The sequence below is a fragment of the Desulfitobacterium elongatum genome, assembly GCF_055378975.1.
Map to the genome: position 1 here is coordinate 617,674 of NZ_AP038772.1, position 22,373 is coordinate 640,046.

The window sequence follows — 22,373 nt, forward strand, 5'->3', positions numbered from 1 at the left end:
TTAAACGACTTGATGCAGTCGGTCTTCCGACTGCATCAAGTCAAGTTAAGGGAGCACATTCGATATGAAATATTTACTCAGGCGCTTATTGCTTGCGATTCCGGTCATCCTCCTTGTGACAATAATGGTTTTTTCCCTCATGCATCTTATACCCGGAGATCCGGCGACCGTTATCCTGGGGCAAGAGGCTACACCTGAGGCCATTGCAGCGATGCGTGCTGAGTTAGGGCTCGATAAACCGATTGTCATTCAGTACCTTACTTGGTTAGGTGGAGTGCTCCACGGTAATCTGGGGCGCTCTTTAGTCGACCACACGCCAGTGGCCGCCTTGATTGCGCAGCGCTTGCCTGCAACTCTGGAGCTCACCCTTGGTACGTTTCTCGTGGCGCTTATCATTGCGATTCCAGCAGGGATTTTTTCCGCTGCACGTCAGGGGACCTGGGTCGACTATATTAGTACATCCTTTGCTTTGGGGGGGATGTCTGTCCCACATTTCTGGTTAGGAATGATGTTCATCGTCCTCTTCGCAGTGAAGCTCGGGTGGCTTCCCGCGTCGGGGTATGTTCCGTTCGTGGATAACCCTTCTGAGAATATGAAGGCCATGATTATGCCGATGGTCGCGACAGGGTTACGTGAAGCCGCGATTCTCATGCGGATGGTAAGAAGTAGTCTGCTTGAAGTGATGGATGCAGACTATGTTCGTACTGCTTATTCAAAGGGCTTAAAGGAGCGTACCGTCATTCTCAGCCACGCTCTGAAGAATGCGTTTGTGCCTGTTCTGACTTCGAGCGGTTTGATGATCGCAGGACTCCTTGGAGGACTTGTTATTACTGAAAGCATTTTCTCTATTCCTGGTTATGGTAAATTGATTGTAGATTCGATCTACACCCGAGATTTTGTGACTGTCCAAGGAGCAATTCTTGTTTCAGCATTATTAGTTGTTGTGGTCAATCTGGTTGTGGATATCCTCTATACCGTGATCGACCCGCGTATCAAAGTGGGTAAGGGGGCAGGAGCATGAGTAGTCTAGCAAATACTTCAACGAAAGTGACTGCTTCTAATGCCTCAGTCGTTCCAAAACGCGAAAGGCAATGGAGGGTCATGTTTCGGCGGTTTAGGAAAAATAAGCTGGCTGTCTTCGGTGGGCTGATTGTCTTAGTTCTAATCCTCACAGCACTTTTCGCCCCTTGGATTGCTCCTTATGACCCTGTATATTCTCAAGATTACAATCATACGCTTGAGCAACCGAGTAGTACCCATCTCTTAGGAACGGATGATCTCGGCCGGGATACGTTCTCACGGATTGTCTATGGTGCGCGGTTATCTATTCAGGCTGCCATAATTACAGTCGCGATTGCGGTAGTCATTGGGGTGCCCATTGGACTCATCACTGGATATGTCGGAGGCTTCTGGGATGAGTGGGTCGTGATGCGGGTTGTCGATGCTTTTCAAGCGTTTCCTTCGCTTATCTTAGCGTTGGCGATGGCTTCTGCTCTTGGTGGGGGCTTCTATAACGCGATGATTGCGATTGGGATTGGTTTCTTGCCTTCCTTCATCCGAATTACTCGGGCACAAGTTATGACGGTAAAGAACCTTGAGTACGTCCAAGCTGCAAAAGCGATTGGTGCGGGTAACCTACGAATTATGTTCGGGCATATCCTTCCTAATACGATGGGGCCGATTCTTATTCAGATGACTTTATCCATGGCTGCTGCAATCATAGCAGAAGCTGGACTCTCTTATCTGGGTATAGGAGCAAGTCCGGAGCAACCCAGCTGGGGTTCCATGCTGAGTATTTCTCAAGGATTCCTGAATGTGCAACCGCTGATGGCTATTTGGCCAGGACTCGCAATTTTTATCGTCGTGCTTGGCTTTAATCTCTTCGGAGATGGCGTTCGTGAGATGCTTGATCCGAAGATGAAGAGCTAAAAGGCTGTAGCAAAATTGTAGATTTGCATATGGTAAGTGTAGGGAACGACCCCTGTGTCGTTCCGAAAGGGAAAAAGTATCCCTTCTCGGAATTGAACAGAGGAAATTCTCTACATTTTTTTGTGCTTCTGAGAATGCAGCTGTTCGCCTTCATTGGCTTTTGCAAAAATACCCAGAGCACTGTCTCGGGGTATGCCTTATAATGAGGAGAGACCTGCTCGGGAGGAGAAATGGACTGGATGAAGCGAATTGATGAGCGAGAGCTTAGCACTGATAGTTGGCCACAAAGGCTTCTAGAATGGTACTGGAAATTTAAGCGAGATTTGCCTTGGCGTAGGACGAGTAACCCGTATCATATCTGGGTTTCTGAGGTGATGCTGCAGCAGACTCAGGTAAAAACGGTCATTCCGTATTATTATAATTTCTTGGAAAGGTTTCCGGACCTTGCTTCTCTAGCCCAGGCTTCTCTGGAAGAGGTACTGGAGCTGTGGCGCGGACTTGGATACTATTCTCGGGCGAGGCGTCTGTGGGAGGGTGCTCGCTTTATCCTTGAAAAGGGAGAGGGAAGGGTGCCAGAAGATTATCTGTCCCTCTTAAAAGTCCCTGGAGTTGGGGAGTATACGGCTGGGGCGATTGCAAGTTTCGCCTTCGGGGAGTGCGTCCCGGCCATTGACGGTAACGTGAAGCGGGTGGTCGCTCGTTTTTTAGCTTGGGAAGAAGCTATCGAGAAGGTGAAGACGAGCCGTTATTTTTTGGAATACCTGAAGGGGTGGCAGCCAGTAGAACATGCTGGGGATTTCAATCAGGCGATGATCGAGCTAGGAGCTACGGTGTGTACTCCCAAGTCTCCAAAATGCGCTGAATGCCCACTGTTAGAAGGGTGTCAAGGGTTCGCGTTGGGGACACCGCTGTCTTTCCCTGTGAAGCGGAGTAAAGAAAAGATTTCTGAGGCAATTCGCCCGACCCTTGTTCTCCTTCGTAATGGGAAGGTTCTATTAAAGAAACGCCCTTCTGAAGGGCTTTTGGCTGATCTCTGGGAGTTTCCGGGTGAGGAGCTATTGATCGAAACTCAAAAGGTTCAAGGGAAGAGCTTGGCACACGTCGGGAATTCCTTGCTGGCAGCTGAGGAAGTGTCCAGCTATCTGACTCAAGGGGAGTATATGAGCCAGGGTGAGGAATTTAGCGAGAAGACAAAAAGGGGTTTTCCGTGGTTTACTCTTTATCAAAATCAAGTTTCCAATCGTTTCGATGATGCTGAAGTACAAGAGTTGTTCAAGCAGGAGGTTCCAGTGTTTGGACCGCTCGTGCATACCTTTAGTCATCGACGCTGGAGAGTCTTCTGGATTGTTCTCGATTTAACGGGAGTGGAGTGTTTTAGGGAGAACGCTTGTGCAGAAGCATCGGGCCAATTTCGTTGGATAGATGCGAAGGATATGGAGAAAATCGCTTTGCCTGTTGCTTTCCAGAAGGTGTGGAGAGTGTCATTGGATTCGGGTTGGGTGGTTGATGTATAATCATTAGTAAAACGACTAAGGAGTTGGGGTTCGATGAACTCGACCGGCGTTAACGTGAGAGAGGTTTTAGAACTTCCCATTTTAAAAGATTCTCGAGTCTTAAGTGGGGCGAATGGGCTGGACCGACTGGTTCGTTATATCGATATAATGGAAGTTCCAGAAATTAAGCCGTGGTTAAGACAGGGGGAGATTCTCCTGACCACTGCCTATTCGATTCGCGAGGATTCGAGTCTGTTACCGAAGTTGGTGGAGGACCTTGCCTCAGCGGGTGCAGCAGCATTAGTCTTTAAGCCGGAACGCTTTATTCATCAAATACCTGAGGAAATGATTGAGGCGAGTGATAGGTTGAAACTTCCTGTCATTGCCGTACCTGTCGGAACACCCTCGATTGATATCACACATTCTGTGATGGAATTGATTCTCAATCGGCAGTCGGCTCTTTTACGCCAAGCGGAAGGAATCTATAAGAAGCTTACGGCGATGGTTCTAGAGAACAGGGGAATTCAAGCGGTGGCTGATGCCGTCTGTGGGATGTTAGATTCGTCTGTTCGTGTGGTTGACTCAGTAGGTGAAGCAATCGTTGTGTCCCCTCGTGGGAGCAACCACGATTTTGAGCATTCTCTGCAGTGGAATATAGTAGTAGACAAAGAGATTGTAGGGAAATTCTTCCTTCAAAAGAAGGGTTTAAGTGCTATGGATCAGGTTTGTATCGATCAGGCAAGGTTGGTTTTTGCTCTTGAATTAATGCGGAGAAAAACAGCCGAAGAGACTGAAAAAAGGTTAAAAGGGGATTTTATCGATGAGTTGCTCTCTGATATTCCACCGACAAAAGCGAACACGCTGAAAAAAGGACTACAACTAGGGCTTAATCCCAATCTATTGTGGCAAGTTGCAGTATTTGCCGAGGAAGCTCAGATTTCCTTGAACAAGAAGGTACGTGCTGAACTCGTGAGTCTATTTATGACCGAGGGTCAAAAGCAGGGGGCTCATCCTCACCTCGAAGTACGAGGTGGAAGAGGAATCTTGTTCTTGCCGACTCGGCGAGGGGAAGGGGGGTCGTGGTCTTGGAAGGAGCGTCTTGCAACGTGGCTTCAGCAAGGGAATCACCCTCAACAAACGCTCATTCTAGGAATTGGGAAAAGTTATCCTTTATGGGAGATTGCGAAAAGCTATCAAGAGGCTAAGAAGGCTTTGTTCATCGGCCAAAGAACTTTTGTAAGCACCCAGAGCCTTCGCTATGAGGAGGTAGAGATCTATGATATCATAATGGAGATATCGGACAAGGAGAGGCTCGCTTCTTTGTTCAGAAGCAAACTGGCAAGTATACTGGACTATGACCAAGAACATGGAACAGAGCTCTTAAAGACTTTTTTTATCTACCTTGAAGCGGGTGGAAGTACTCAGAATACAGCAGAACTCTTATATATTCACCGTAATTCTGTTAAGTATCGCTTGGAACGCATTCGGGAAATTGCGGATATTAAATTTGACTCCGATAAACAGCGTTTTGAATATCTATTTTGTCTGGTTTGGTATCTGATGAACAAAGTATGATGTATACAGAAGAGGGTTATTTGTCCACGATGAACAAATAACCCTCTTCTTTTCTGTAAATCAAGACGTAGTAATCAAACAAGGAATTCGATAAAATTGCAGATAATATATTTGCGGAAATAACTGAACTATAAAGCTTCGGAGAAGGGATGAGTAATTTTGGTTGCTTATGTTGTGCGTCGACTGATTTATGCAATTCCAGGCCTTATTGGAATCATTCTGATTACGTTCATCCTGTCTCGTGTTTTGCCAGGGGATCCGGCTATTATGCTGGCGGGAGAACAGGCTCCTCCTGAAGTCGTTGAAAAAATCCGGTTAGAGATGGGCTTGAATGACCCGCTTTATATGCAGTTTGTAGATTATGCTAAAGAACTGGTTCAAGGGAATCTGGGAACGGCTTGGCATACAGGGCATACCGTTATATCGGATTTTACGACACGATTTCCGGCAACCTTAGAGTTGACTATTGTTAGTATGTTCTTTGCAATCTTGATCGCGATCCCAGTGGGGGTGTTATCGGCGACAAAGAAGAATTCATGGGTGGATCACATTTCGAGAGTTTTTTCCTTGCTGGGGGCAGCCATTCCAATCTTTTGGTTGGGTCTCGTTCTCATCTATATCTTTTATGCTAAATTGGGGATGGCACCTGCTCCGCTCGGAAGGATTAGTCAGGGAGTCTATCCGCCAACCCATATCACGGGACTCTATATCCTCGATAGCCTCATCACTGGAGATATGGTGGCCTTAAAGCAATCACTCAGGCAAATCATTCTACCAGCTATTTGCTTAAGTACGGGAACAATGGCCATCGTGGCTCGGATGACTCGATCGAGTATGCTCGAAGTCATCGGGTTGGATTACGTCAGAACTGCGCGAGCCAAAGGACTGAGTGAAAGTACGGTTGTGTATAAACATGCCTTAGTCAACGCCTTGATTCCGACCTTGACGGTCTTGGGATTACAGTTCGGTTATCTTATCGGGGGTGCGGTTATCACGGAAACGATTTTCGCTTGGCCTGGAATTGGAAGTTATATCACGGAATCTATCCTCGCCACAGATTATGCTCCGATTCAAGCGTTTACGCTCTTAAGTGCCATTTTATTTATGATTATTAACTTGCTTGTCGATTTGGTCTATGGACTTATCGATCCAAGAATTCGTTACGAATAAATAAGGAGGGTGGACGATCATGGCAAAAAAGTCAATCTGGATACATCTGTTAAAGAATCGTTTAGCCCTCATCGGTCTTTTCTTCATCGTACTATGGACGTTAGCTGCGATTTTTGCTCCACTCGTTGCGCCCTATGCTCCGAATGCTACTGATACAGCTATTAAGCTCCAGGCCCCGAGTGGGAGTCACTGGTTTGGAACGGATAATTTTGGGCGGGATATTTTTAGCAGGGTAATCTATGCAGCTAGAATATCGCTTTGGACGGGAATCATCGGAGTAGGAATTTCCTTTTCCATCGGTGTGCCTTTAGGAGGAATAGCTGCTTATTTTGGAGGAAAACTCGGGAATACGATCATGCGTGTGATGGATACGTTACTGGCCTTTCCTTCACTTGTATTGGCGATGGCCATTGCGGCTTCGATTGGACCGGGGTTAATGAGTGCCATGATTGCAGTAGGGATTGTCGGGATTCCCGAATTTGCGCGGCTTATGTTTGGACAAACAATTTCTCTGCGTGAGAAGGAGTTCGTGGAAGCAGGTCGAGCGATTGGGGTTAAGAACAGCGAGATTTTGCTTAAACATATTTTCCCGAATGCGCTGGCTCCGTTGCTCGTTCGGGCAACCCTGGGTCTAGGCTTTGCGATTCTTACCGCGGCAAGCCTTAGCTTTCTAGGATTGGGTGTTCGCCCACCCATCTCTGAATGGGGAGCGATGATTTCGGAGGGGCGAGAGTACATTATTTCCGGTGAATGGTGGATTGTCACGTTCCCCGGATTAGCGATTGCGACATCAATCTTAGGGTTTAATTTGCTGGGAGATGGATTACGGGACATCTTAGATCCGCGGATTCGTACTGGCAAATGATATACCAACAAGCAACATATTAAACGAGATGGGGGATGAAGTATGAAAAAGGTCAAATGGATTGCGGCAATCTTAGCCTCAGCGCTGCTCATTACGACAGTCGGTTGTGGAAGTAATGCAAATCAAGCCGCCAACAATGCACCTAAAACAGGCAAAGACATCGTGGTCGCTTACTCTGAAGGAGGGTCTACAATGGATCCGGCTGAGGCGAATGACCTCACCTCGGATACGCTCGTTCTGGCAGCGTATGACCAGTTGATAACCTATGCGACCAAAACCGTCAATGGTGCAGAAATTGCTAAAACGGAAGAAATCAAGCCGATGCTCGCTAAGGAATGGAAAGTTTCCTCAGATAACAAAACCTACACCTTTACCCTCAATGAGAAAGCTAAATTCCAAAGTGGCAACCCGGTAACTGCCGAGGATGTCGTGTGGTCCTATGATCACGTTAAAAATTCCAAGTCAGGTAGCTTCTTATACGGGCTAACGAAAATCGAGAAAGTTACTGCCAAAGATGCTAAGACCGTGGAGATTCAACTCAAGGAAGCCAATCATATGTTCACGCAAATTATTGCGATGTACACCTTCTCCATCATTGATTCGAAAGCTGTGAAGGATAAAGGAGCCGATTACCTAAAAACCGCTGCAGCTGGCTCTGGACCCTTCAAATTAGAGAAATGGGATCCTGCAAGCGAGGCAATCTTCAATGCTAATGCAGATTATTGGCAAGGGGCCCCAAAAACGAATAAAGTAACCATGAAGTTCATCAAGGAAGCTTCGAACCGTGTTCTCTTACTCGGTAAGGGTGATGTCGATTTAGCCATTGAAATTCCTGCTAAAGATGTTGCTGAATTAAAGAAAAATGAGGCACTCACTGTTCGTTCTGATCCGAGTAACCGAATTCTCTATATGGCTTTAAACAGCAAGGTAAAACCTTTTGATAATGTAAAAGTGCGTCAGGCGATTGCTTATGCTATCCCTTATGACAAGCTCCTTCATGATGTTATGTATGATCAAGCGAAACAACTTAAGAGTGCAGTACCTAGTAATACTCCCGGGTCAACTGATGCAGGCTTTGTTTACAAGTATGATCTAGAAAAAGCAAAACAACTCTTGAAAGAAGCTGGCTACGAGAAAGGCTTTAGCTTTGACTTCACTTTAGGTTCCGGATTCCAAGATTGGGAAGACGATGCCGTTCTAATTCAGTCAGAGCTTCAAAAAATTGGTGTCACGATGAATATCCAAAAAGTTGCTCGTGCACAATTCTTAGAAATGCAAAAACAAAAAAATCTAGCGGCTTATCTCTCCAAATGGACCTCCTTCGTTAATGATCCGGGCTACCACCTCGGCTTCCTCTTATACGGAAAAGGCACTTCAAACTATGGTAACTATCAAAATGCTCAAGTCGATAAGCTATGGGAACAAGCAAACTCTGAGCCGGATCAAGCTAAGCGCGAAGTCCTCTACAAGCAAGCTCAAGAAATCATCACTTCGGAAGCTCCTTGGGTTTATATGTATGAGTACAACCGTGTTGTCGGTTTAAATAAGAATCTTAAAGGGTATGTCTACTACCCGGATGAAGTTATTCGTTTCTATCCTCTGGCGAAATAAGGGATCTAAACCAATAACGAATCTATAGTCATTCTCCTACCCCCGGTTCCAACTAACCGGGGGTAGCTTGTAGCAATGTAAATGAGGTGTGGATTATGGACTGGAAAGCAAAAGTACGAGAAGAGATTGAACGTAATCAAGATGAACTCATTCAACTTTGTTCAAAATTACTTCAAATTCCGAGTGAGAATCCCCCGGGTGATTCACGGCTGGTCAGTGAGTTTATAATGGATTATCTCAAGGAAGCAGGGATAGAGACGACGATTCATCAGGCCTCTGACACGCAGTGGAATCTCGTAGCTTCAGTTGGCAATTCAGGAGATAAACATCTTCTCTACTGTGGCCATTCGGATGTGGTTCCTGCAGGAGATTTGAGTCGATGGGAGTATCCTCCTTTTAGTGGGCTAGTCAAAGATGGTTATATACATGGTCGGGGTGCAAGCGACATGAAAGGTGGGCTAGCTGGCTTACTTTTCGCCACCAGTACTTTGGTTCGTTTGGGAGTTCCACTGGATGGGAAACTCTCTTTGTTTGTTGTGCCTGATGAAGAAACAGGAGGACATTTGGGGGTTCCCTGGGTCTTGGATAAGGGCTTGATTACAGGAACGGCCTGTGTGATTGCTGAACCTTCTTCTCGTTTGAATCCAACGATTGGTCAGAAGGGAAGCTGCTGGTTCGAGTTTACGGTGCAAGGTGTTCCTGGCCATGGAAGTTTATCTCCTTTAAATGGGGAAAGCGCAATTGTTAAGGCAGCTAAAGGGATCGAAGCACTACAGAAAATTTGGGAAATGAAGCCGAATATTCCGGCTGATGTTCAGGCGATAATCGATTTAACGAAAGCTTACATTAAAGAACGTGAGCCGAAAGACTTTAGCGATGTTATCGACCACGTTTCCGTGAATATCGGCACCATCAATGGGGGAACCAAAGTCAACATCGTGGCAGATCGCTGCACGGTTCAGGTGGATACTCGGGTGCCTTTTGGATTAGAATATACCGATGTTTTAGCTGAGGCAAAACGTCTTTTACTTGAGGTTGGGATTGACGTAGAAATTAGGCCTTATGGCTTCCAAGGCAATGCTAATTGGACGTCACCGACGGAGGATATCGTGAAGCTTCTCGTGGAAAATATCAGCGAAGTGACAGGTGAAGAAGCCTATGGAGTACTGCAGTGGGCTTCTAGTGATGCTCGGCATTTCCGAACCCATGGCATCCCTGTTCTGCAGTATGGTCCAGCCGACTTATCCGGAATTCACTCCTTTAACGAGCGAGTGCCTGTGCAGAATCTTATCGAATCCGCGAAGGTCTATGCTTTAACTGCTTTGGACTATCTTGGTATAAAAGATGAAGAACAGAAGTAGACCGTGGCGGCAAAGAATTATTACAGGATGAGACTAAGACACGATGAAAAGGGAGGTCGGCTTTTTTGTTAAAGCAAGTTATCGAAGTTATGGATTTGATGGATAGCTCATATGTATCTGGGCAAGTTGTTAAAGATTATTTACTCGCTAAAAAGGATGTTCAAGTTTTCGTTGATCGCGTTCGAGGGGAAGAAGGAAGTACAGATTTTGTTAAAATCCTTATCCCGGGGACGAACGGTAAAGTCCAGGGCGGAAATAGTCCGACTCTTGGGGTTATCGGCCGACTGGGTGGACTCGGTGCACGTCCAGAACAAATCGGGTATGTTTCTGATGGGGATGGGGCTGCGGCGGCAATCGCTTTAGCGGCTAAACTCGTGGAGATGCAGGTTAAGGGGGACTTCTTGGAGGGGGATGTTCTGATCTGTACTCACATTTGTCCTGATGCGCCGACCCAACCTCATGACCCGGTACCCTTTATGGGTTCGCCGGTAGATATCTTGACGATGAACCAGTATGAAGTGGTCCCAGAAATGGATGCTATTCTTTCGATTGATACGACCAAAGGAAATCGTGTCATTAACCATAAAGGGATTGCGATCTCGCCAACGGTCAAGGAAGGATATATCCTCCGTATCAGCGAAGACTTAATCGATATACTACAAACGGTTTCGGGCCAACCTGCGATGACGTTTGCCTTATCTACTCAAGATATAACTCCTTATGGTAATGATCTTCATCACTTAAATAGTATTTTGCAGCCTGCTGTGGCAACGAAGGCCCCTGTGGTTGGGGTTGCTATCACGACCCAGACTGCAGTACCAGGATGCGCTACGGGTGCGAGTCATGAAGTCGATGTAGCCTTAGCTGCACGCTTTGCCTTAGAAACGGCGAAACAATTTGGTCGACAGAAATGTTCCTTCTATAATGAAGGCGAATTTGCACATCTTCAGGAACTCTATGGCTCGATGAACCATCTGCAAACGCTCGGTGGTGTCAACGAAAGCTCGTAAGGAGGACAAAAAATGGAGCCGCTACTCAAAGTATCTGATTTGAAAACGGAGTTTCTCACCCCGGACGGAGTGGTTCGGGCGGTCGATGGGGTGGATTTCACGCTGCATCGTGGGGAAACGTTAGGAATCGTCGGAGAATCAGGTTGTGGAAAGAGTGTCACTTCTTTGTCTGTGATGCGGCTTCTTGCAAAAGATACAAGTCGGATCGCCGGCGGGAAGATATTATTTGAAGGTCGGGATCTTCTTACTCTGCCTGAGAAAGAAGTGCAATCCTTGCGGGGAAATCGGATTGCCATGATTTTTCAGGAACCGATGACCTCGTTAAATCCAGTTTTCAAAATTGGGAATCAAATTGTCGAGGCTTTAAGATTCCACTTGAAACTTGAAAAAAAAGAAGCTTCTGACAAGGCAGTTGAACTTCTAAAACGGGTGGGAATTCCCAGACCGGAAATGATAGCAAAGGAATATCCTCACCAGCTATCCGGCGGGATGCGTCAACGGGTTATGATTGCTATGGCGATGGCCTGTAACCCGAGTGTTTTAATCGCAGATGAACCGACTACCGCTTTAGATGTGACGATCCAGGCTCAGATTCTTAATCTCATGCGTAAACTTCAGGAGGAAAATGAGACCGCGATTCTTCTGATTACCCACGATCTCGGTGTGGTTGCGGAGATGTGTGAACGGGTCGTGGTTATGTATGCTGGACAAGTCGTGGAAGAGGCCCTGGTTAAGGATTTGTTTAAGAATCCACAACATCCGTATACAAAAGGACTCTTGAAATCTTTGCCCTCACTTGCGGGGAAGGAAAAGCGTCTTTCCTCTATCCCGGGACAAGTACCTAATCCGTTAGAAATGCCTAAGGGATGTCGATTTGCTCCACGTTGTTCCGAGCGGAGGTCACACTGTGAGGGGGCTCAACCTGAACTTACCCTCGTTGCACCAGGACACCAGTGCCGATGTCTGCTCAGTCAGGAGGGAAGCCGATGAGTACCTTACTTGAAGTAAAAGGTCTAAAAAAACATTTTCCTATTACCAAAGGGGTATTTAATAAACAGGTTGGAGCGGTCAGGGCTGTCGACGGGGTCACCTTTACGGTAGAAGCGGGAGAGACCCTTGGAATCGTCGGGGAATCAGGCTGTGGAAAGTCCACAACGGGCCGAGCGATTCTACGCTTGCTTGAGCCGACTGAGGGTGAAATCCTGTTTGAAGGGGTCGATATTCGTAAGCTTAACCCCGAGGAGTTACGTCGTTTCCGGACGAATATGCAAATTGTTTTTCAGGATCCGTTTGCTTCTTTGGATCCGAAGTGGACAGTGCAAAGAACCCTAGAGGAACCGTTTCGTACGCACTTGAAACTTAGTGAAGCTGAAATTAAAGACCGTGTGGCTCAATTAATGGAAGTGGTCGGCCTATCGCCCTATCATGCGGAGCGTTTCCCCCATGAATTTTCCGGAGGTCAACGGCAGAGAATCGGAATTGCTAGAGCGCTTGCTCTCAATCCCAAGTTTATCGTCTGTGATGAGCCTGTATCTGCTCTCGATGTGTCGATTCAGTCTCAGGTCCTTAACTTACTGCAAGATCTACAAGAAAAATTTTCTTTAACCTATCTTTTTATATCCCATGACTTGTCAGTGATTAAATTTATCTGTAACCGAGTCGGCGTCATGTATCTGGGGAGGATGGTAGAGCTTGCCCCAACGGAGGAAATGTTTCAGGAGCCCTTTCATCCTTATACAAAAGCTCTGATGTCCGCAGTTCCTGTACCTGATCCGGAGGCCCCGAAAAACCAAATCATCCTGTCTGGCGATGTGCCGAATCCAGCGAATCCGCCCTCAGGTTGTACGTTCCATACCCGGTGTCCGATTGCGACGGATATTTGCCGCTCTGTTGTTCCAGAATGGAAGGAAGTATCGACCGGGCGTTTTGTGGCTTGTCATTTGTGCTAAAGCCCTTGGAACAGGGGGACAGGTCCCTCGTTTCATCATATCTCCTTAAGGAAGTAAAGCTTATGAAGAAGAAACTTGGTGTGGTAACCATCGGCCAATCTCCTCGTGTAGATGTTGGTCCGATATTAGAGAAGCACTTGGGTGAAGAGGTTAAGGTGCTTCAAACGGGGGTCTTGGATGGCTTCAGGCTGGAAGAAATCACAAGTCGGTTTGCGCCTGGACCCAAGGATTATGTACTGACCTCTCGCTTGAGTACGGGTGGTTCAGTGGTCATGGCGAGGGAGAAAATATGGCCAATTCTCCAAGGGCGGATTTATGCACTTGAGGAAGAGGGCTGTGAAAAGATTTTGGTACTTTGTACAGGGGTTTTCGAAGGCTTAAAGACACGTAAAGCCCATTTAATCGAACCTGATCAGATTATCACCCCCGCTGTAGCAGCGATGGTTCGTGGGTTAAAGTTCGGTGTGATTGTTCCCCTGCAAGAACAAAAGGAAAGTCTTGTGGGTAAATTTAAAAGACATGGGCTTCACCCGTTTTTTGCTGCAGCTTCCCCGTACGTGTCTAAAGCGGAGGATTTTCAACGAGCTGTCGAAACTCTAAAGGCTTCAGGTGTCGAGATTATTCTCTTAGATTGTATGGGGTATACTGAGGAGCATCGGGAACTTGTGAATCGACATGCGAGTATACCTATCATTTTATCGAATTCGCTGATGGCTAAGATTCTTTCGGAAATGATTTAGAATGAAAAGCTGGTTTTCCTTACTTTAAGGAGAATCGGCTTTTCTTCTTTATACGCCTAAAATTTCTGATGCGTTGATAGTTTTAACTAAGCCTTTGCTTAACAGGAATTGAACAAAGTTTGTCGAATTCTTGTTATACGACAAAGGGGGATAATGAAATGTCTAAATCAAGATTAGGATTTTGCCTTCTAAGAGGTCATACGAGAAAAGCGTGGAAAGCGTTAACAGCTACCACGCTTGCTCTGATTTTAAGTGTATCGAGTCCGATGCTCGCTTTGGGGAGTCAGCTGACGGAAGTCCGTGACTTGCTTCAAAGTGGTTATGTAGACCCTGTGGGTGATTCGGTACTAAGCTCTCCGAGTATCGAGGAGATCCTTCAAAAACTAGGTGATCCACATACTAAATTCTTCACAGAAAGTGAATATCAAGATTTCCTCAATTCGATGGATATGACTTTCTCTGGAATTGGAGTGTATATCAATATTGTTCCAGAGGGAGTTGCGATTACCTCAGTGATGCCGGGTTCTCCAGCAGGTGAGGTGGGACTTCGAGCGGGGGATGTCATCGTTAAAGCGGCAGGACAACCTCTTGCAGGTCTTTCTCAAGAGCTGGCAACGGGGCTACTGCGCGGCCCAGATGGGAGTACGGTACAGATCACTATCATCCGAGGCGAAGAACAACTCGATCTGAATGTTGCGCGAAGAGCAATCGAAGTCCCGACAGTAATCGGGGAAGTGGTTAATGGACATACGGGGTATATAGGGATTCAGTCGTTTGGAGCGACCACCCCGGCAGGCTTCGAACGAATTGCTAGGGAGCTCAAAGGAAAAGGGGTTGATTCCTGGATTATTGACTTACGGGATAATCCAGGTGGATATTTGACGTCTGCCTTGAGTCTAGCAGGGTACTTTATCGGAGACCAAACCGCTCTCCAAACCAAAGGCCGTTCTCAAACGTTGACCCCTTATGCTGGGGTAAAGCAAGAGTTTCTCTTAAATGAGCCTGTCATGTTTTTGACGAATGAAAATAGTGCGAGTGCTTCAGAAATCTTGACGGCTGTCGTCAAGGATTATGGGAAGGCCACCATTCTGGGAAATCGTACTTATGGAAAAGGATCAGTACAGAGTATGTTCCCGCTTACAGAGGGCGGGGTTCTAAAAATGACGGTTGCGAAGTTCTTCTCGCCGTTTGGCAAGGAAATCAATAAGGTGGGAATCAGTCCAGATCTTAAAATCGTGGAAAGTGATCCAAAGCGGCTAGCGGAACTCCTTCTGGAGGGGGTAAATCATCAAGTCGAAAGTATAAATGCTGGGCAGAGCGGAAATCCTTCTGAGAAGGTTCAACTTAAGGCAGGGGGTAAGTCTTGGGAGATTCCACTGAATAAGGTAAGGACTTCTGTTTATTGGGCAACCTATTCCGAGCTGACCCGCACTCTGGTCTCTCACGCGGATCTAAGTAAAGGTAGTGGATCGGGCTGGAACACTTTTTCTGAAGCGGATTGGGCTGCGAACTGGCCACTTTTCTATCCAAGTTATCGAGGTCTGAATGAATTGACCGAGCTTCCGCTTGATAAAAAATTTACCGTTCGTTTTACCGCTCCCATTGACTGGACGAGCGTAACCCGTGAGAGTCTGGAGCTCATCGAGAGTGAAAGTGGGGCCCGTATTCCGCTTGAGTTCGAACCAATCGATGACCAAGCGGTACGTGTCATCCCTGAGGAGCGTCTTGAAGCAGGGAGAACGTATTGGCTTCTCACGCATCGTGGGATTCATGGGAAGGATGGGGTCGCTCTGCGTGAGGGAGCGCTGGCGGTAGCTAAGACGATAAGCGGGGAAGAATCTGCTTCGCTAAGCACATCAATGAATACAATGGGGAAGGTTAAGGTTCAAGACGGAGTTAGGGGCTTTGCTGTTAGGCCGGAGCTCTATGGTATACCGGAGTTTAAACCGGCGCTGAATCCGAGTGATTATGGTCAGGCGATTATGGAATAGAAGGGGTAGTGGATTATGGAAAATCACCAAGTAAGTGTAAGCCTTCGCCACTCGAAGACTGTGACTTTACCGCGTTTGAATCGGCTGAGTCCTTCTTTAGAAAGTACGGCTTTGAAGATTATGGAGGAGTCGGGAGAACTCGCACAGGCTATCGGGAAGTTCCGGGGGCTGAGCGGTGAGCAGCTTAGAGTGGAAGAAGCTGAGGCGATGCAAATGGTCGCCCAAGAACTTGTCGACGTCGCGCAAACCGCGGTGACGATGATGTTCGTCTTGGAGGAACAGTACGGGATTGATATCGAAAAGATCATGGAGGAGCACATCACTAAACTCAAGCAGAAGGGCTATTGTGATTAGGGTAAGAACTGTCATGTTATGGTGAAGCTGAGGTACTAAGAGGTTGGGGTAGTGTTGAGGCCTTAGCTTTTAGGTCTTTATTTACTGCTGTAAGGGATTGACAGATGCTTTAGGGTTGAGATAGACTATCGTTATAGTACAGTTGAGTCTTATTTCCAAGGGTTATAGTATAGTCGATAAATGGTTTCTTTTGCTTAGTTGCTAAGCAAAAAAGCAGGACAGTAGATTTTCAGGTTGGTTTCAACATATTAATTTAATATCTGTAGGATGGTAGGAAGGTGTGTAGTTGGAGTCAACACCCTTTCTTGGGGTGCTTTTATTTTATCTTTTTCGGGGAGGTAATTTCATGAAGCAAGAGTATACATTTAAATATGGCGAAGGATATCTGCACTTCCAGATTAATCCCGAAAACGTAATTCAGGAGTTACACGCGAAGGACATTCAGACTCTTCAGGATGTAGAAAAGGAAGTTGAAAGGGTTCTAGATGACCCGATTGCTTCTCAGCCGTTTAATACCCTCTTTCAGGCAGGAGATAAGGTAACGATTGTCGTGAGTGATATTACACGGTTGGTCAAACTCCATGAGTATTTACCACCGATTGTAAAACGCCTGAATAGCTTGGGAATTCCGGATGAAGATATTCTCATCCTGACGGCCACGGGGACACATCGGGAGCAGACTCCTGAAGAGAGAAAGAAAATTGTCGGTGAGGAGCTATTTTCTCGCCTCCAGATTATCGATCATGATTGCGACCATTCCGAAATGGTACAGGTCGGGACGACGCCACGGGGTACGGAAGTGGTTGTGAACCGCTTGGTGGTAGACCGCAAAGTGATTCTCACTGGCGGTATCGTGCATCATCTCATGGCAGGCTTTGGTGGGGGACGTAAATCCATCCTCCCTGGAGTAGCGAGTCGGAGAACGATCGCCCAGAATCATCTACATGCCTTAGATCCAGAGGCAGAACAGTCTAACCCATTGATTGGAGTGGGGGCGCTCATTGATAACCCCTTGCATGAGGATATGGTTGATGCTGCACGTTTCGTGAATCCGGACTTTCTCATAAACTCCATCATTCATACGGATGGCAAAATCGCGAGATTAGTCGGCGGACATTGGCTTAAGGCTTGGGAAGATGGCTGCCAATGGGCAGATGATAACTATGGAGTACCGATCGAGAAAAAGGCTGATCTCGTCCTTGTAAGCTGTGGTGGTTTTCCGAAGGATATATCGCTGTATCAAAGTACGAAATCCTTATTTAATGCCTCGCTTGCGGTGAAGCGAGGGGGGACGATACTTGTCTTAGCGGAGTGTCGTGAAGGTGCTGGGGCAACGGAGTTCTTCGGTTGGAATGACCCTCTCAAGGAAAGTAAGCTTGATCCTGAGCTTCGTAAAAACTTTACGATTCCTGGATATATCTTCTACGCTGCTGTAGAAGCTGCTCAGAAAGCGAAGGTGGTGCTTTACTCGACGATTGCTCCAGAGCTCGTCAAGCCGATGGGAATTATCGGAGTCAATTCACTTGAAGAGGCTTTGGAGTTAGCTCAAGTTAGTAAAGAAGAGCAGGAGATTATCTTAATGCCTTACGGTGGAGCAACGATTCCGCTCGCACAGAAGGGTTAAAAATGTTTTCAATTTAGTAAGGTTTGCTTATCGGATTATGTACGTAATTTGCATCCTAGAAGAACCTTTGAAATGATATTTAAATGGCTTTAAAAAGCCAAGGAAAAGGGCGTTTTTTATACGTCTAATCCTTGGCTTTTTTTATATAGTTATAAAAATCACTGATATTGGGAAAGAATAGGAATAATTCTTAAATCTCAAGAGGTGATTTTGTTTGCCACACCGACGATGCCGAAAAGCCTCGGCGATTTTCCTCTGCTGGGTGATGACATTATTCTGGTGGCAGAGTATGGTCTATCCTGTGCATGGAGAATCCGGCATTAGCACATCTCGTGTGCAAGATGCCAAGGTGCAGAAAACGGGCACAAGTTATGAGAGTAATCTTCAGGGAGGAAAAAAACTCATAACGGTTCAGCCTGGGGAAACCTTGTCTGGGATTGCCCGAAAATATCAGACAACGATACGTCAAATTATTAGCCTGAATGGAATTCGGAAACCGGATGAAATTAAGGCGGGTCAGAGACTCTGGGTCAATGTCTCGGAGGACGAGAATTTTTTCAAACTCAATCACGTGGTAGCCGCAGTCGCAGAGGTTACACCCAAGCAGGAATCTTCGCTTGCAAAGGGGGATAACCCAGTGCAGACAGTAGAGATTTTTGTCAATAATGAGAAGGAAAATGTAAGTGCTGCTGAAGATGTCCCTAAGGATGTCTCTGAAGATGTCGCAGGTCAAGATCAGCAAAGCTATACGATTCTTCTTCAACCGATAACCTCGGTTCCGGTTCAGGTTTCGGAAGAGACCCCGACGGTTAAAAGCGCAGAAGTAAGTTCACAAGGGACAGTGGGGAATTCTGCAGCTCTTTCACGTGGGCAAGGAACGTTCACGAAAGAAGATGTTGAACTGCTTGCCCGAGTGATCCATGCTGAGGCACGGGGAGAAGATTTTGAGGGGCAAGTCGCCGTAGGGGCGGTTGTATTAAATCGCTTGGAAGATTCTCGCTTCCCCAAAACAATTCATTCTGTGATTTATCAGCAAGGCGCATTCACGGCGGTCCTAGATAAGCAGATTCACTTAACCCCAGATGAAGCAGCTTACCGTGCGGCTGAAGCAGCTTTAGAAGGTAAGGATCCAACAGGAGGGGCAATCTATTACTACAACCCCAAGACTGCTACGGATCGCTGGATTAAGAGTCGCCCAGTCATTAAAACGATTGGAAATCACACCTTCAGTATTTAAACTAAATTCATTTCTTCCCTGAAAGAAAAGCCTGCTTCGCTCATGCGAGGCAGGCTTAAATCGTCGTATGTTTTGGGTCCCCTTGGCCCTTGTGTAAACGAAATACAGCAATTTCTGGAGGGACATTGATACGAATCGGGATCCCGCTCTCTCCGATTCCACGGTTGATGTACAGGGGGATTCCTTCTATGACATGGTAGCCCTCGTAAATTCCTTGGTCTCCTAGAAAGGTATTTGTGACGAAGGGTTTCATCCCAGGAAGCCGGACTTGTCCGCCATGGGTATGTCCCGTTAGAAAGAGTTCTGCCCCATATTTGTAGATGCCATCGAGACAGTCAGTGGAATGAGCGAGCACAAGGCGAAAAGGTGCGGATGTAGAAGATGAAGATGTGGAGGATAAGGATGAGGATAAAGGTGAAGGTGTCGATGCTGACGAAGAGGATGGAGGATAGAGGGGGCGAGAGGCAAGACCAAGAGAAGGAGACGTTCTGGAAGGATTACTCATTAGCTTGGAGTAGGCTTTGTCAACATCATCGTGGGCTGTTGCTGGATCGTCCACACCGATTACCCAGAGGTTTAAATCACTGAGAAATTCAGAATCATTAATGAGGGGAACCCACCCCATGGTGCCAAGAAGCTCCTGATAACGCATAAAAAGGGTGCGAGAAAAGTGGGAGTAGTCATTGTTCCCCATGACCAAATATTTTCCTAAGGGAGCTTGTAGAGGTTGGAGGTAGGCTGCAACCTTTGTAAGGTCTGAACGCTCAGAGATTAAATCCCCAGTTAGGACGAGGAGGTCTGGAGATACTGAATTTACAGCAGCAGAGATTTTTTCGGGAGCAAGGGGTAGATTCTCGAGATGAAGATCAGAGAGTTGGACGATGGTTTTCCCATTAAGCTGAGATGGAAGCTCAGGATAATTGAGATCCCAGACTTCTTTTTTTAGAGTAAGGGTATCATGGCTTGTCCAAGCAAGGACGCCACCTCCACCGATTAAAGTCGAGGAGAGAAGCCAGTGACTAGCTGTCCAGCCACCGAGACCTTTGAGGAAGGTTCTTCGGGAGATAGGGGGATTTGGTTTCTGCATCATTTTCCTCCTCTTTGTTTCTTGTGACTTTCTCAATGACGTTCTTACAGATATTTCAACTGGTATTAGATATACCGAACTTGTATTACTAGAGATACATCTAAGAATGATAGTAGCACACCTCGCCCCCAACACAAAATACTCTCTTTGCACATATCCTATTTACGAGAAGTCAGGTGAATGTCAGGAGGGAGAAATGTGAGATTCAGCAGGGATCAGGGAAATGGCTCGTTTGGACAGGCCGACCCTAGAGGTCCCGGGCGAATGGTCCCGGGGAGTATGATGCGACCGGGGGGATTCCCAATGGAAGGGGCTACGATGCCTGGGGGATTTGGCCAAGGAGGAGGACCTGCTAATGCTGCTGGAGGGGGGTTCCCACCTGGGGCCGGAAGGATACCGATGGGTGCACCACAAGCAGGAATACCACCGACAGGAATGCCTCCCATGGGTATGCCGCCAGCAGGAATGCCACCCTCTGGGATGCAGGGTTTTAGTGGAATGGGTCAGGTTCCCATGCAAAATCCTGGACCTATGATGGGTGGAGCCCCGGGCGGATCTATTCGTAATAACTTAGGATCAGAATTAAAAAAGCGTGGTTTCTTCCAGAAGGATGGTCAGATCAATAACTCCCGTGGAGGATTTTTCGGGCCAAAACCGCAGCGGCAACAGCAAGCTATACCACAAGGGGGTGGTAATATGGGAACAGGGCCTTTCTCGTTTTTAGGAAATGGGGGCGGAGCCGGTGGACCTGGTCCGGGTATGCCACAAGCGAGGCAATTTATGTTAGAAGCAGCACAAGCAGGAATCAATGCAAATGGTATTGCTACGATCTCACCGGATAATGTGTTTTCGTGCATCGCGAATCTACCCTCGCCCAATACTTTAATGGGGCAAGGGATTGGAACGTATGCAGCTTATCTAGTGGATAATAAAGGTCAGACAGGATTTTTAGCTGGGATATTAAGACCTGCCGGGAATGGAGTTTATCAGGCACAATTCCGCAGTCAAGTTCCCCTGGCACATTATACTCGTGTGATGATCACGGTTGAGAATCCGCAACACCTTGGGCATGTACCGCAAGGGCCGGTCATCTTACAGGTGAAGCAACCCATGGGTCCGGTTCGTTTTTTGACACCGATAAAAAATGCAGGAGGATCTGTCTGGAAAAAGCTTTCCGGGTTAATTCAGAGAAAGCCGAAAATCCCCGTGCTTCCAGAAGCAGGTCCAATTCCTAACGAAATTGTGCCTCCAGTAAATATTGAACCTCAAATGGGAAACCCACCTATTGATCCACCCATCAATCCGATGAATTGAGATAGATAAAGGGGCCACAGTTTTTTCAACTGGGCCCCTAATTTACTTTATAAAACAAAAAGTATGAAAATGATGATCCCTATAAAGGACAGTAAACTCAGGGTCACTGTGATGCCTATGGTAGCTAGAGTAACCGAACTTAGAATCGCATTGGAAGCAAAGGCGATAAGGAAGAAAATCGCGATTGAGAGGACACCTGCCCCGCGAGTAGGTGTAGCAATGACTGTTTCTGGCGAGGGATATCCTGCTGCATTTGCTCCTGTCGAGGGGTTTCGGTTTACAAAGGGTGGGTTAGTCATGGACTTCCCCCCTTCGTGGGAGTTGAGGGTTGGCAGCCAGGGGTGCCGACTCCAGAACGTTCAACTAGGAATTGGGCGATGATCATCGCCAGGGCAATGATGAGATTACCGGGGACACCAGGTATTTCAAAGAGAGGAACGTTGAAGGAGGAGTCTGGGCTTCCATCGAAGGAGCCAAAGGGAGCGCCAACAATAAGAGAAAAACTCAAATTATCTGGGAAAAGCGGTTCATCCCCCCCTACGGGACCAACGCCTTGCCCTCCTGGATTCCCATTCGGAAAAGTAATCTGACCTCTGTACACGCTTTGCACTAACTCTGAGAGTTGGGCGAGATTTAAGGTAACGGGATACATTTCCGGCGGTAGCCTGTTTGGATTAGGGAGTTGAATGAGGGAACGTTTTGCTAAAAAGGTCATGAGAATATCAAGTCCGGCGACAATGAGCCCCGCGAAGGGAAATTCGACCTTCGCGAGGGGTAGAATAATCGCACTCACTGGGCTAAATGGGAGATTGCAACGAATGGGGCTATCGATGAGTATGGAAAAAGAAAAGGGAGTGACTGGAACGGAGGGGAAACAGTTTGGGGATGTTACCATATCACTCACCTCCGCTTCAGTCACGACTCCAAATTAGATTAAGCGTCCTCAGAAACCTTAGAATATTGGAACGAAAAAACCTCAGATGCCATGAATACCATGAATACCATGAATACCATGAATACCATGAATACCATGAATAACATGAATTCCATAGATACCATAGAT

General features: G+C 46.8%; 20 protein-coding genes. 17 read left to right on the forward strand and 3 right to left on the reverse strand.

Going from position 1 to position 22,373, the window contains the following annotated elements:
• Positions 1–64: 64 nt before the first annotated feature.
• From ACZ42W_RS02785 to ACZ42W_RS02860, 16 genes are all read left to right on the forward strand, one after another.
• Positions 65–1,021: an ABC transporter permease gene (locus ACZ42W_RS02785; protein ID WP_464168321.1), complete on the forward strand. Its 957-nt coding sequence runs from the start codon at positions 65–67 to the stop codon at positions 1,019–1,021.
• The gene (locus tag ACZ42W_RS02790; protein ID WP_464168322.1) at positions 1,018–1,929 is read left to right on the forward strand and encodes an ABC transporter permease; all 912 of its coding nucleotides are present in this window, start codon (positions 1,018–1,020) and stop codon (positions 1,927–1,929) included. Before ACZ42W_RS02785 ends, ACZ42W_RS02790 begins: the two co-directional genes overlap by 4 nt.
• 230 nt (positions 1,930–2,159) lie before the next feature.
• Positions 2,160–3,443: an A/G-specific adenine glycosylase gene (mutY, locus tag ACZ42W_RS02795; protein WP_464168324.1), complete on the forward strand. Its 1,284-nt coding sequence runs from the start codon at positions 2,160–2,162 to the stop codon at positions 3,441–3,443.
• A 33-nt stretch (positions 3,444–3,476) separates the two neighbouring features.
• Positions 3,477–4,997: a PucR family transcriptional regulator gene (locus ACZ42W_RS02800; protein WP_464168326.1), complete on the forward strand. Its 1,521-nt coding sequence runs from the start codon at positions 3,477–3,479 to the stop codon at positions 4,995–4,997.
• 159 nt (positions 4,998–5,156) lie between these two features.
• Positions 5,157–6,167, forward strand: coding sequence for an ABC transporter permease (locus ACZ42W_RS02805; RefSeq protein ID WP_464168327.1), 1,011 nt, complete (start codon positions 5,157–5,159; stop codon positions 6,165–6,167).
• Between the two features lie 19 nt (positions 6,168–6,186).
• A complete protein-coding gene (locus tag ACZ42W_RS02810; protein ID WP_464168329.1) occupies positions 6,187–7,032 on the forward strand; it encodes an ABC transporter permease in 846 nt (281 codons plus the stop codon).
• Positions 7,033–7,074: 42 nt separating this feature from the next.
• Positions 7,075–8,643: an ABC transporter substrate-binding protein gene (locus ACZ42W_RS02815; RefSeq protein ID WP_464168331.1), complete on the forward strand. Its 1,569-nt coding sequence runs from the start codon at positions 7,075–7,077 to the stop codon at positions 8,641–8,643.
• A gap of 95 nt (positions 8,644–8,738) precedes the next feature.
• On the forward strand, positions 8,739–10,004 hold the full coding sequence (locus tag ACZ42W_RS02820) for a M20 family metallopeptidase (protein ID WP_464168333.1): 1,266 nt from the start codon (positions 8,739–8,741) through the stop codon (positions 10,002–10,004).
• Between the two features lie 65 nt (positions 10,005–10,069).
• The gene (locus tag ACZ42W_RS02825) at positions 10,070–11,014 is read left to right on the forward strand and encodes a DUF1177 domain-containing protein (protein WP_464168335.1); all 945 of its coding nucleotides are present in this window, start codon (positions 10,070–10,072) and stop codon (positions 11,012–11,014) included.
• Between the two features lie 12 nt (positions 11,015–11,026).
• Positions 11,027–12,004, forward strand: a complete 978-nt coding sequence (locus tag ACZ42W_RS02830) for an ABC transporter ATP-binding protein (protein WP_464168337.1) — start codon at positions 11,027–11,029, stop codon at positions 12,002–12,004.
• Complete coding sequence (locus ACZ42W_RS02835) at positions 12,001–12,963, forward strand: ABC transporter ATP-binding protein (protein ID WP_464168339.1); 963 nt, start codon at positions 12,001–12,003, stop codon at positions 12,961–12,963. The genes ACZ42W_RS02830 and ACZ42W_RS02835 overlap by 4 nt, the downstream gene beginning before the upstream one ends.
• A 62-nt stretch (positions 12,964–13,025) precedes the next feature.
• Entirely contained in the window at positions 13,026–13,703 is a 678-nt protein-coding gene (locus tag ACZ42W_RS02840; protein WP_464168341.1) for an AroM family protein, read from the forward strand.
• Between the two features lie 158 nt (positions 13,704–13,861).
• On the forward strand, positions 13,862–15,694 hold the full coding sequence (locus tag ACZ42W_RS02845) for a S41 family peptidase (RefSeq protein WP_464168342.1): 1,833 nt from the start codon (positions 13,862–13,864) through the stop codon (positions 15,692–15,694).
• Between the two features lie 15 nt (positions 15,695–15,709).
• Complete coding sequence (locus ACZ42W_RS02850) at positions 15,710–16,048, forward strand: MazG-like family protein (RefSeq protein ID WP_464168344.1); 339 nt, start codon at positions 15,710–15,712, stop codon at positions 16,046–16,048.
• A 346-nt stretch (positions 16,049–16,394) separates the two neighbouring features.
• A complete protein-coding gene (gene larAH10 / locus ACZ42W_RS02855) occupies positions 16,395–17,672 on the forward strand; it encodes an NPN-dependent 2-hydroxyacid racemase, LarAH10 family (protein WP_464168346.1) in 1,278 nt (425 codons plus the stop codon).
• Between the two features lie 214 nt (positions 17,673–17,886).
• Positions 17,887–18,909, forward strand: coding sequence for a cell wall hydrolase (locus ACZ42W_RS02860; RefSeq protein WP_464168348.1), 1,023 nt, complete (start codon positions 17,887–17,889; stop codon positions 18,907–18,909).
• Positions 18,910–18,964: 55 nt separating this feature from the next.
• On the opposite strand, the gene ACZ42W_RS02865 is transcribed toward ACZ42W_RS02860, so the two are convergent.
• The gene (locus tag ACZ42W_RS02865; protein ID WP_464168350.1) at positions 18,965–19,999 is read right to left on the reverse strand and encodes a metallophosphoesterase; all 1,035 of its coding nucleotides are present in this window, start codon (positions 19,997–19,999) and stop codon (positions 18,965–18,967) included.
• 195 nt (positions 20,000–20,194) lie between these two features.
• On the opposite strand from ACZ42W_RS02865, the gene ACZ42W_RS02870 reads away from it, so the two are divergent.
• Entirely contained in the window at positions 20,195–21,310 is a 1,116-nt protein-coding gene (locus ACZ42W_RS02870; RefSeq protein ID WP_464168352.1) for a hypothetical protein, read from the forward strand.
• 47 nt (positions 21,311–21,357) lie between these two features.
• Here the strand turns inward: ACZ42W_RS02870 and ACZ42W_RS02875 are convergent, their stop codons facing one another.
• Together ACZ42W_RS02875 and ACZ42W_RS02880 are read right to left on the reverse strand one after the other, a co-directional pair.
• Positions 21,358–21,609 carry a hypothetical protein gene (locus ACZ42W_RS02875; protein WP_464168354.1) on the reverse strand — a complete coding sequence of 84 codons (252 nt, stop codon included), beginning with the start codon at positions 21,607–21,609 and terminating at the stop codon, positions 21,358–21,360.
• Positions 21,606–22,205, reverse strand: a complete 600-nt coding sequence (locus ACZ42W_RS02880) for a hypothetical protein (RefSeq protein WP_464168356.1) — start codon at positions 22,203–22,205, stop codon at positions 21,606–21,608. Before ACZ42W_RS02880 ends, ACZ42W_RS02875 begins: the two co-directional genes overlap by 4 nt.
• Between the last annotated feature and the right edge of the window lie 168 nt (positions 22,206–22,373).

Excerpts from the sequence above, each read along its gene's own strand:
- ACZ42W_RS02875 (WP_464168354.1), bottom strand. The coding sequence starts at position 21,609 with ATGACTAACCCACCCTTTGTAAACCGAAACCCCTCGACAGGAGCAAAT.
- ACZ42W_RS02820 (WP_464168333.1), top strand. The coding sequence starts at position 8,739 with ATGGACTGGAAAGCAAAAGTACGAGAAGAGATTGAACGTAATCAAGAT.
- ACZ42W_RS02800 (WP_464168326.1), top strand. The coding sequence starts at position 3,477 with ATGAACTCGACCGGCGTTAACGTGAGAGAGGTTTTAGAACTTCCCATT.
- ACZ42W_RS02850 (WP_464168344.1), top strand. The coding sequence starts at position 15,710 with ATGGAAAATCACCAAGTAAGTGTAAGCCTTCGCCACTCGAAGACTGTG.
- ACZ42W_RS02815 (WP_464168331.1), top strand. The coding sequence starts at position 7,075 with ATGAAAAAGGTCAAATGGATTGCGGCAATCTTAGCCTCAGCGCTGCTC.
- larAH10 (WP_464168346.1), top strand. The coding sequence starts at position 16,395 with ATGAAGCAAGAGTATACATTTAAATATGGCGAAGGATATCTGCACTTC.
- ACZ42W_RS02840 (WP_464168341.1), top strand. The coding sequence starts at position 13,026 with ATGAAGAAGAAACTTGGTGTGGTAACCATCGGCCAATCTCCTCGTGTA.
- ACZ42W_RS02865 (WP_464168350.1), bottom strand. The coding sequence starts at position 19,999 with ATGATGCAGAAACCAAATCCCCCTATCTCCCGAAGAACCTTCCTCAAA.
- ACZ42W_RS02810 (WP_464168329.1), top strand. The coding sequence starts at position 6,187 with ATGGCAAAAAAGTCAATCTGGATACATCTGTTAAAGAATCGTTTAGCC.
- ACZ42W_RS02785 (WP_464168321.1), top strand. The coding sequence starts at position 65 with ATGAAATATTTACTCAGGCGCTTATTGCTTGCGATTCCGGTCATCCTC.
- ACZ42W_RS02790 (WP_464168322.1), top strand. The coding sequence starts at position 1,018 with ATGAGTAGTCTAGCAAATACTTCAACGAAAGTGACTGCTTCTAATGCC.
- ACZ42W_RS02880 (WP_464168356.1), bottom strand. The coding sequence starts at position 22,205 with ATGGTAACATCCCCAAACTGTTTCCCCTCCGTTCCAGTCACTCCCTTT.
- ACZ42W_RS02845 (WP_464168342.1), top strand. The coding sequence starts at position 13,862 with ATGTCTAAATCAAGATTAGGATTTTGCCTTCTAAGAGGTCATACGAGA.
- mutY (WP_464168324.1), top strand. The coding sequence starts at position 2,160 with ATGGACTGGATGAAGCGAATTGATGAGCGAGAGCTTAGCACTGATAGT.
- ACZ42W_RS02835 (WP_464168339.1), top strand. The coding sequence starts at position 12,001 with ATGAGTACCTTACTTGAAGTAAAAGGTCTAAAAAAACATTTTCCTATT.
- ACZ42W_RS02830 (WP_464168337.1), top strand. The coding sequence starts at position 11,027 with ATGGAGCCGCTACTCAAAGTATCTGATTTGAAAACGGAGTTTCTCACC.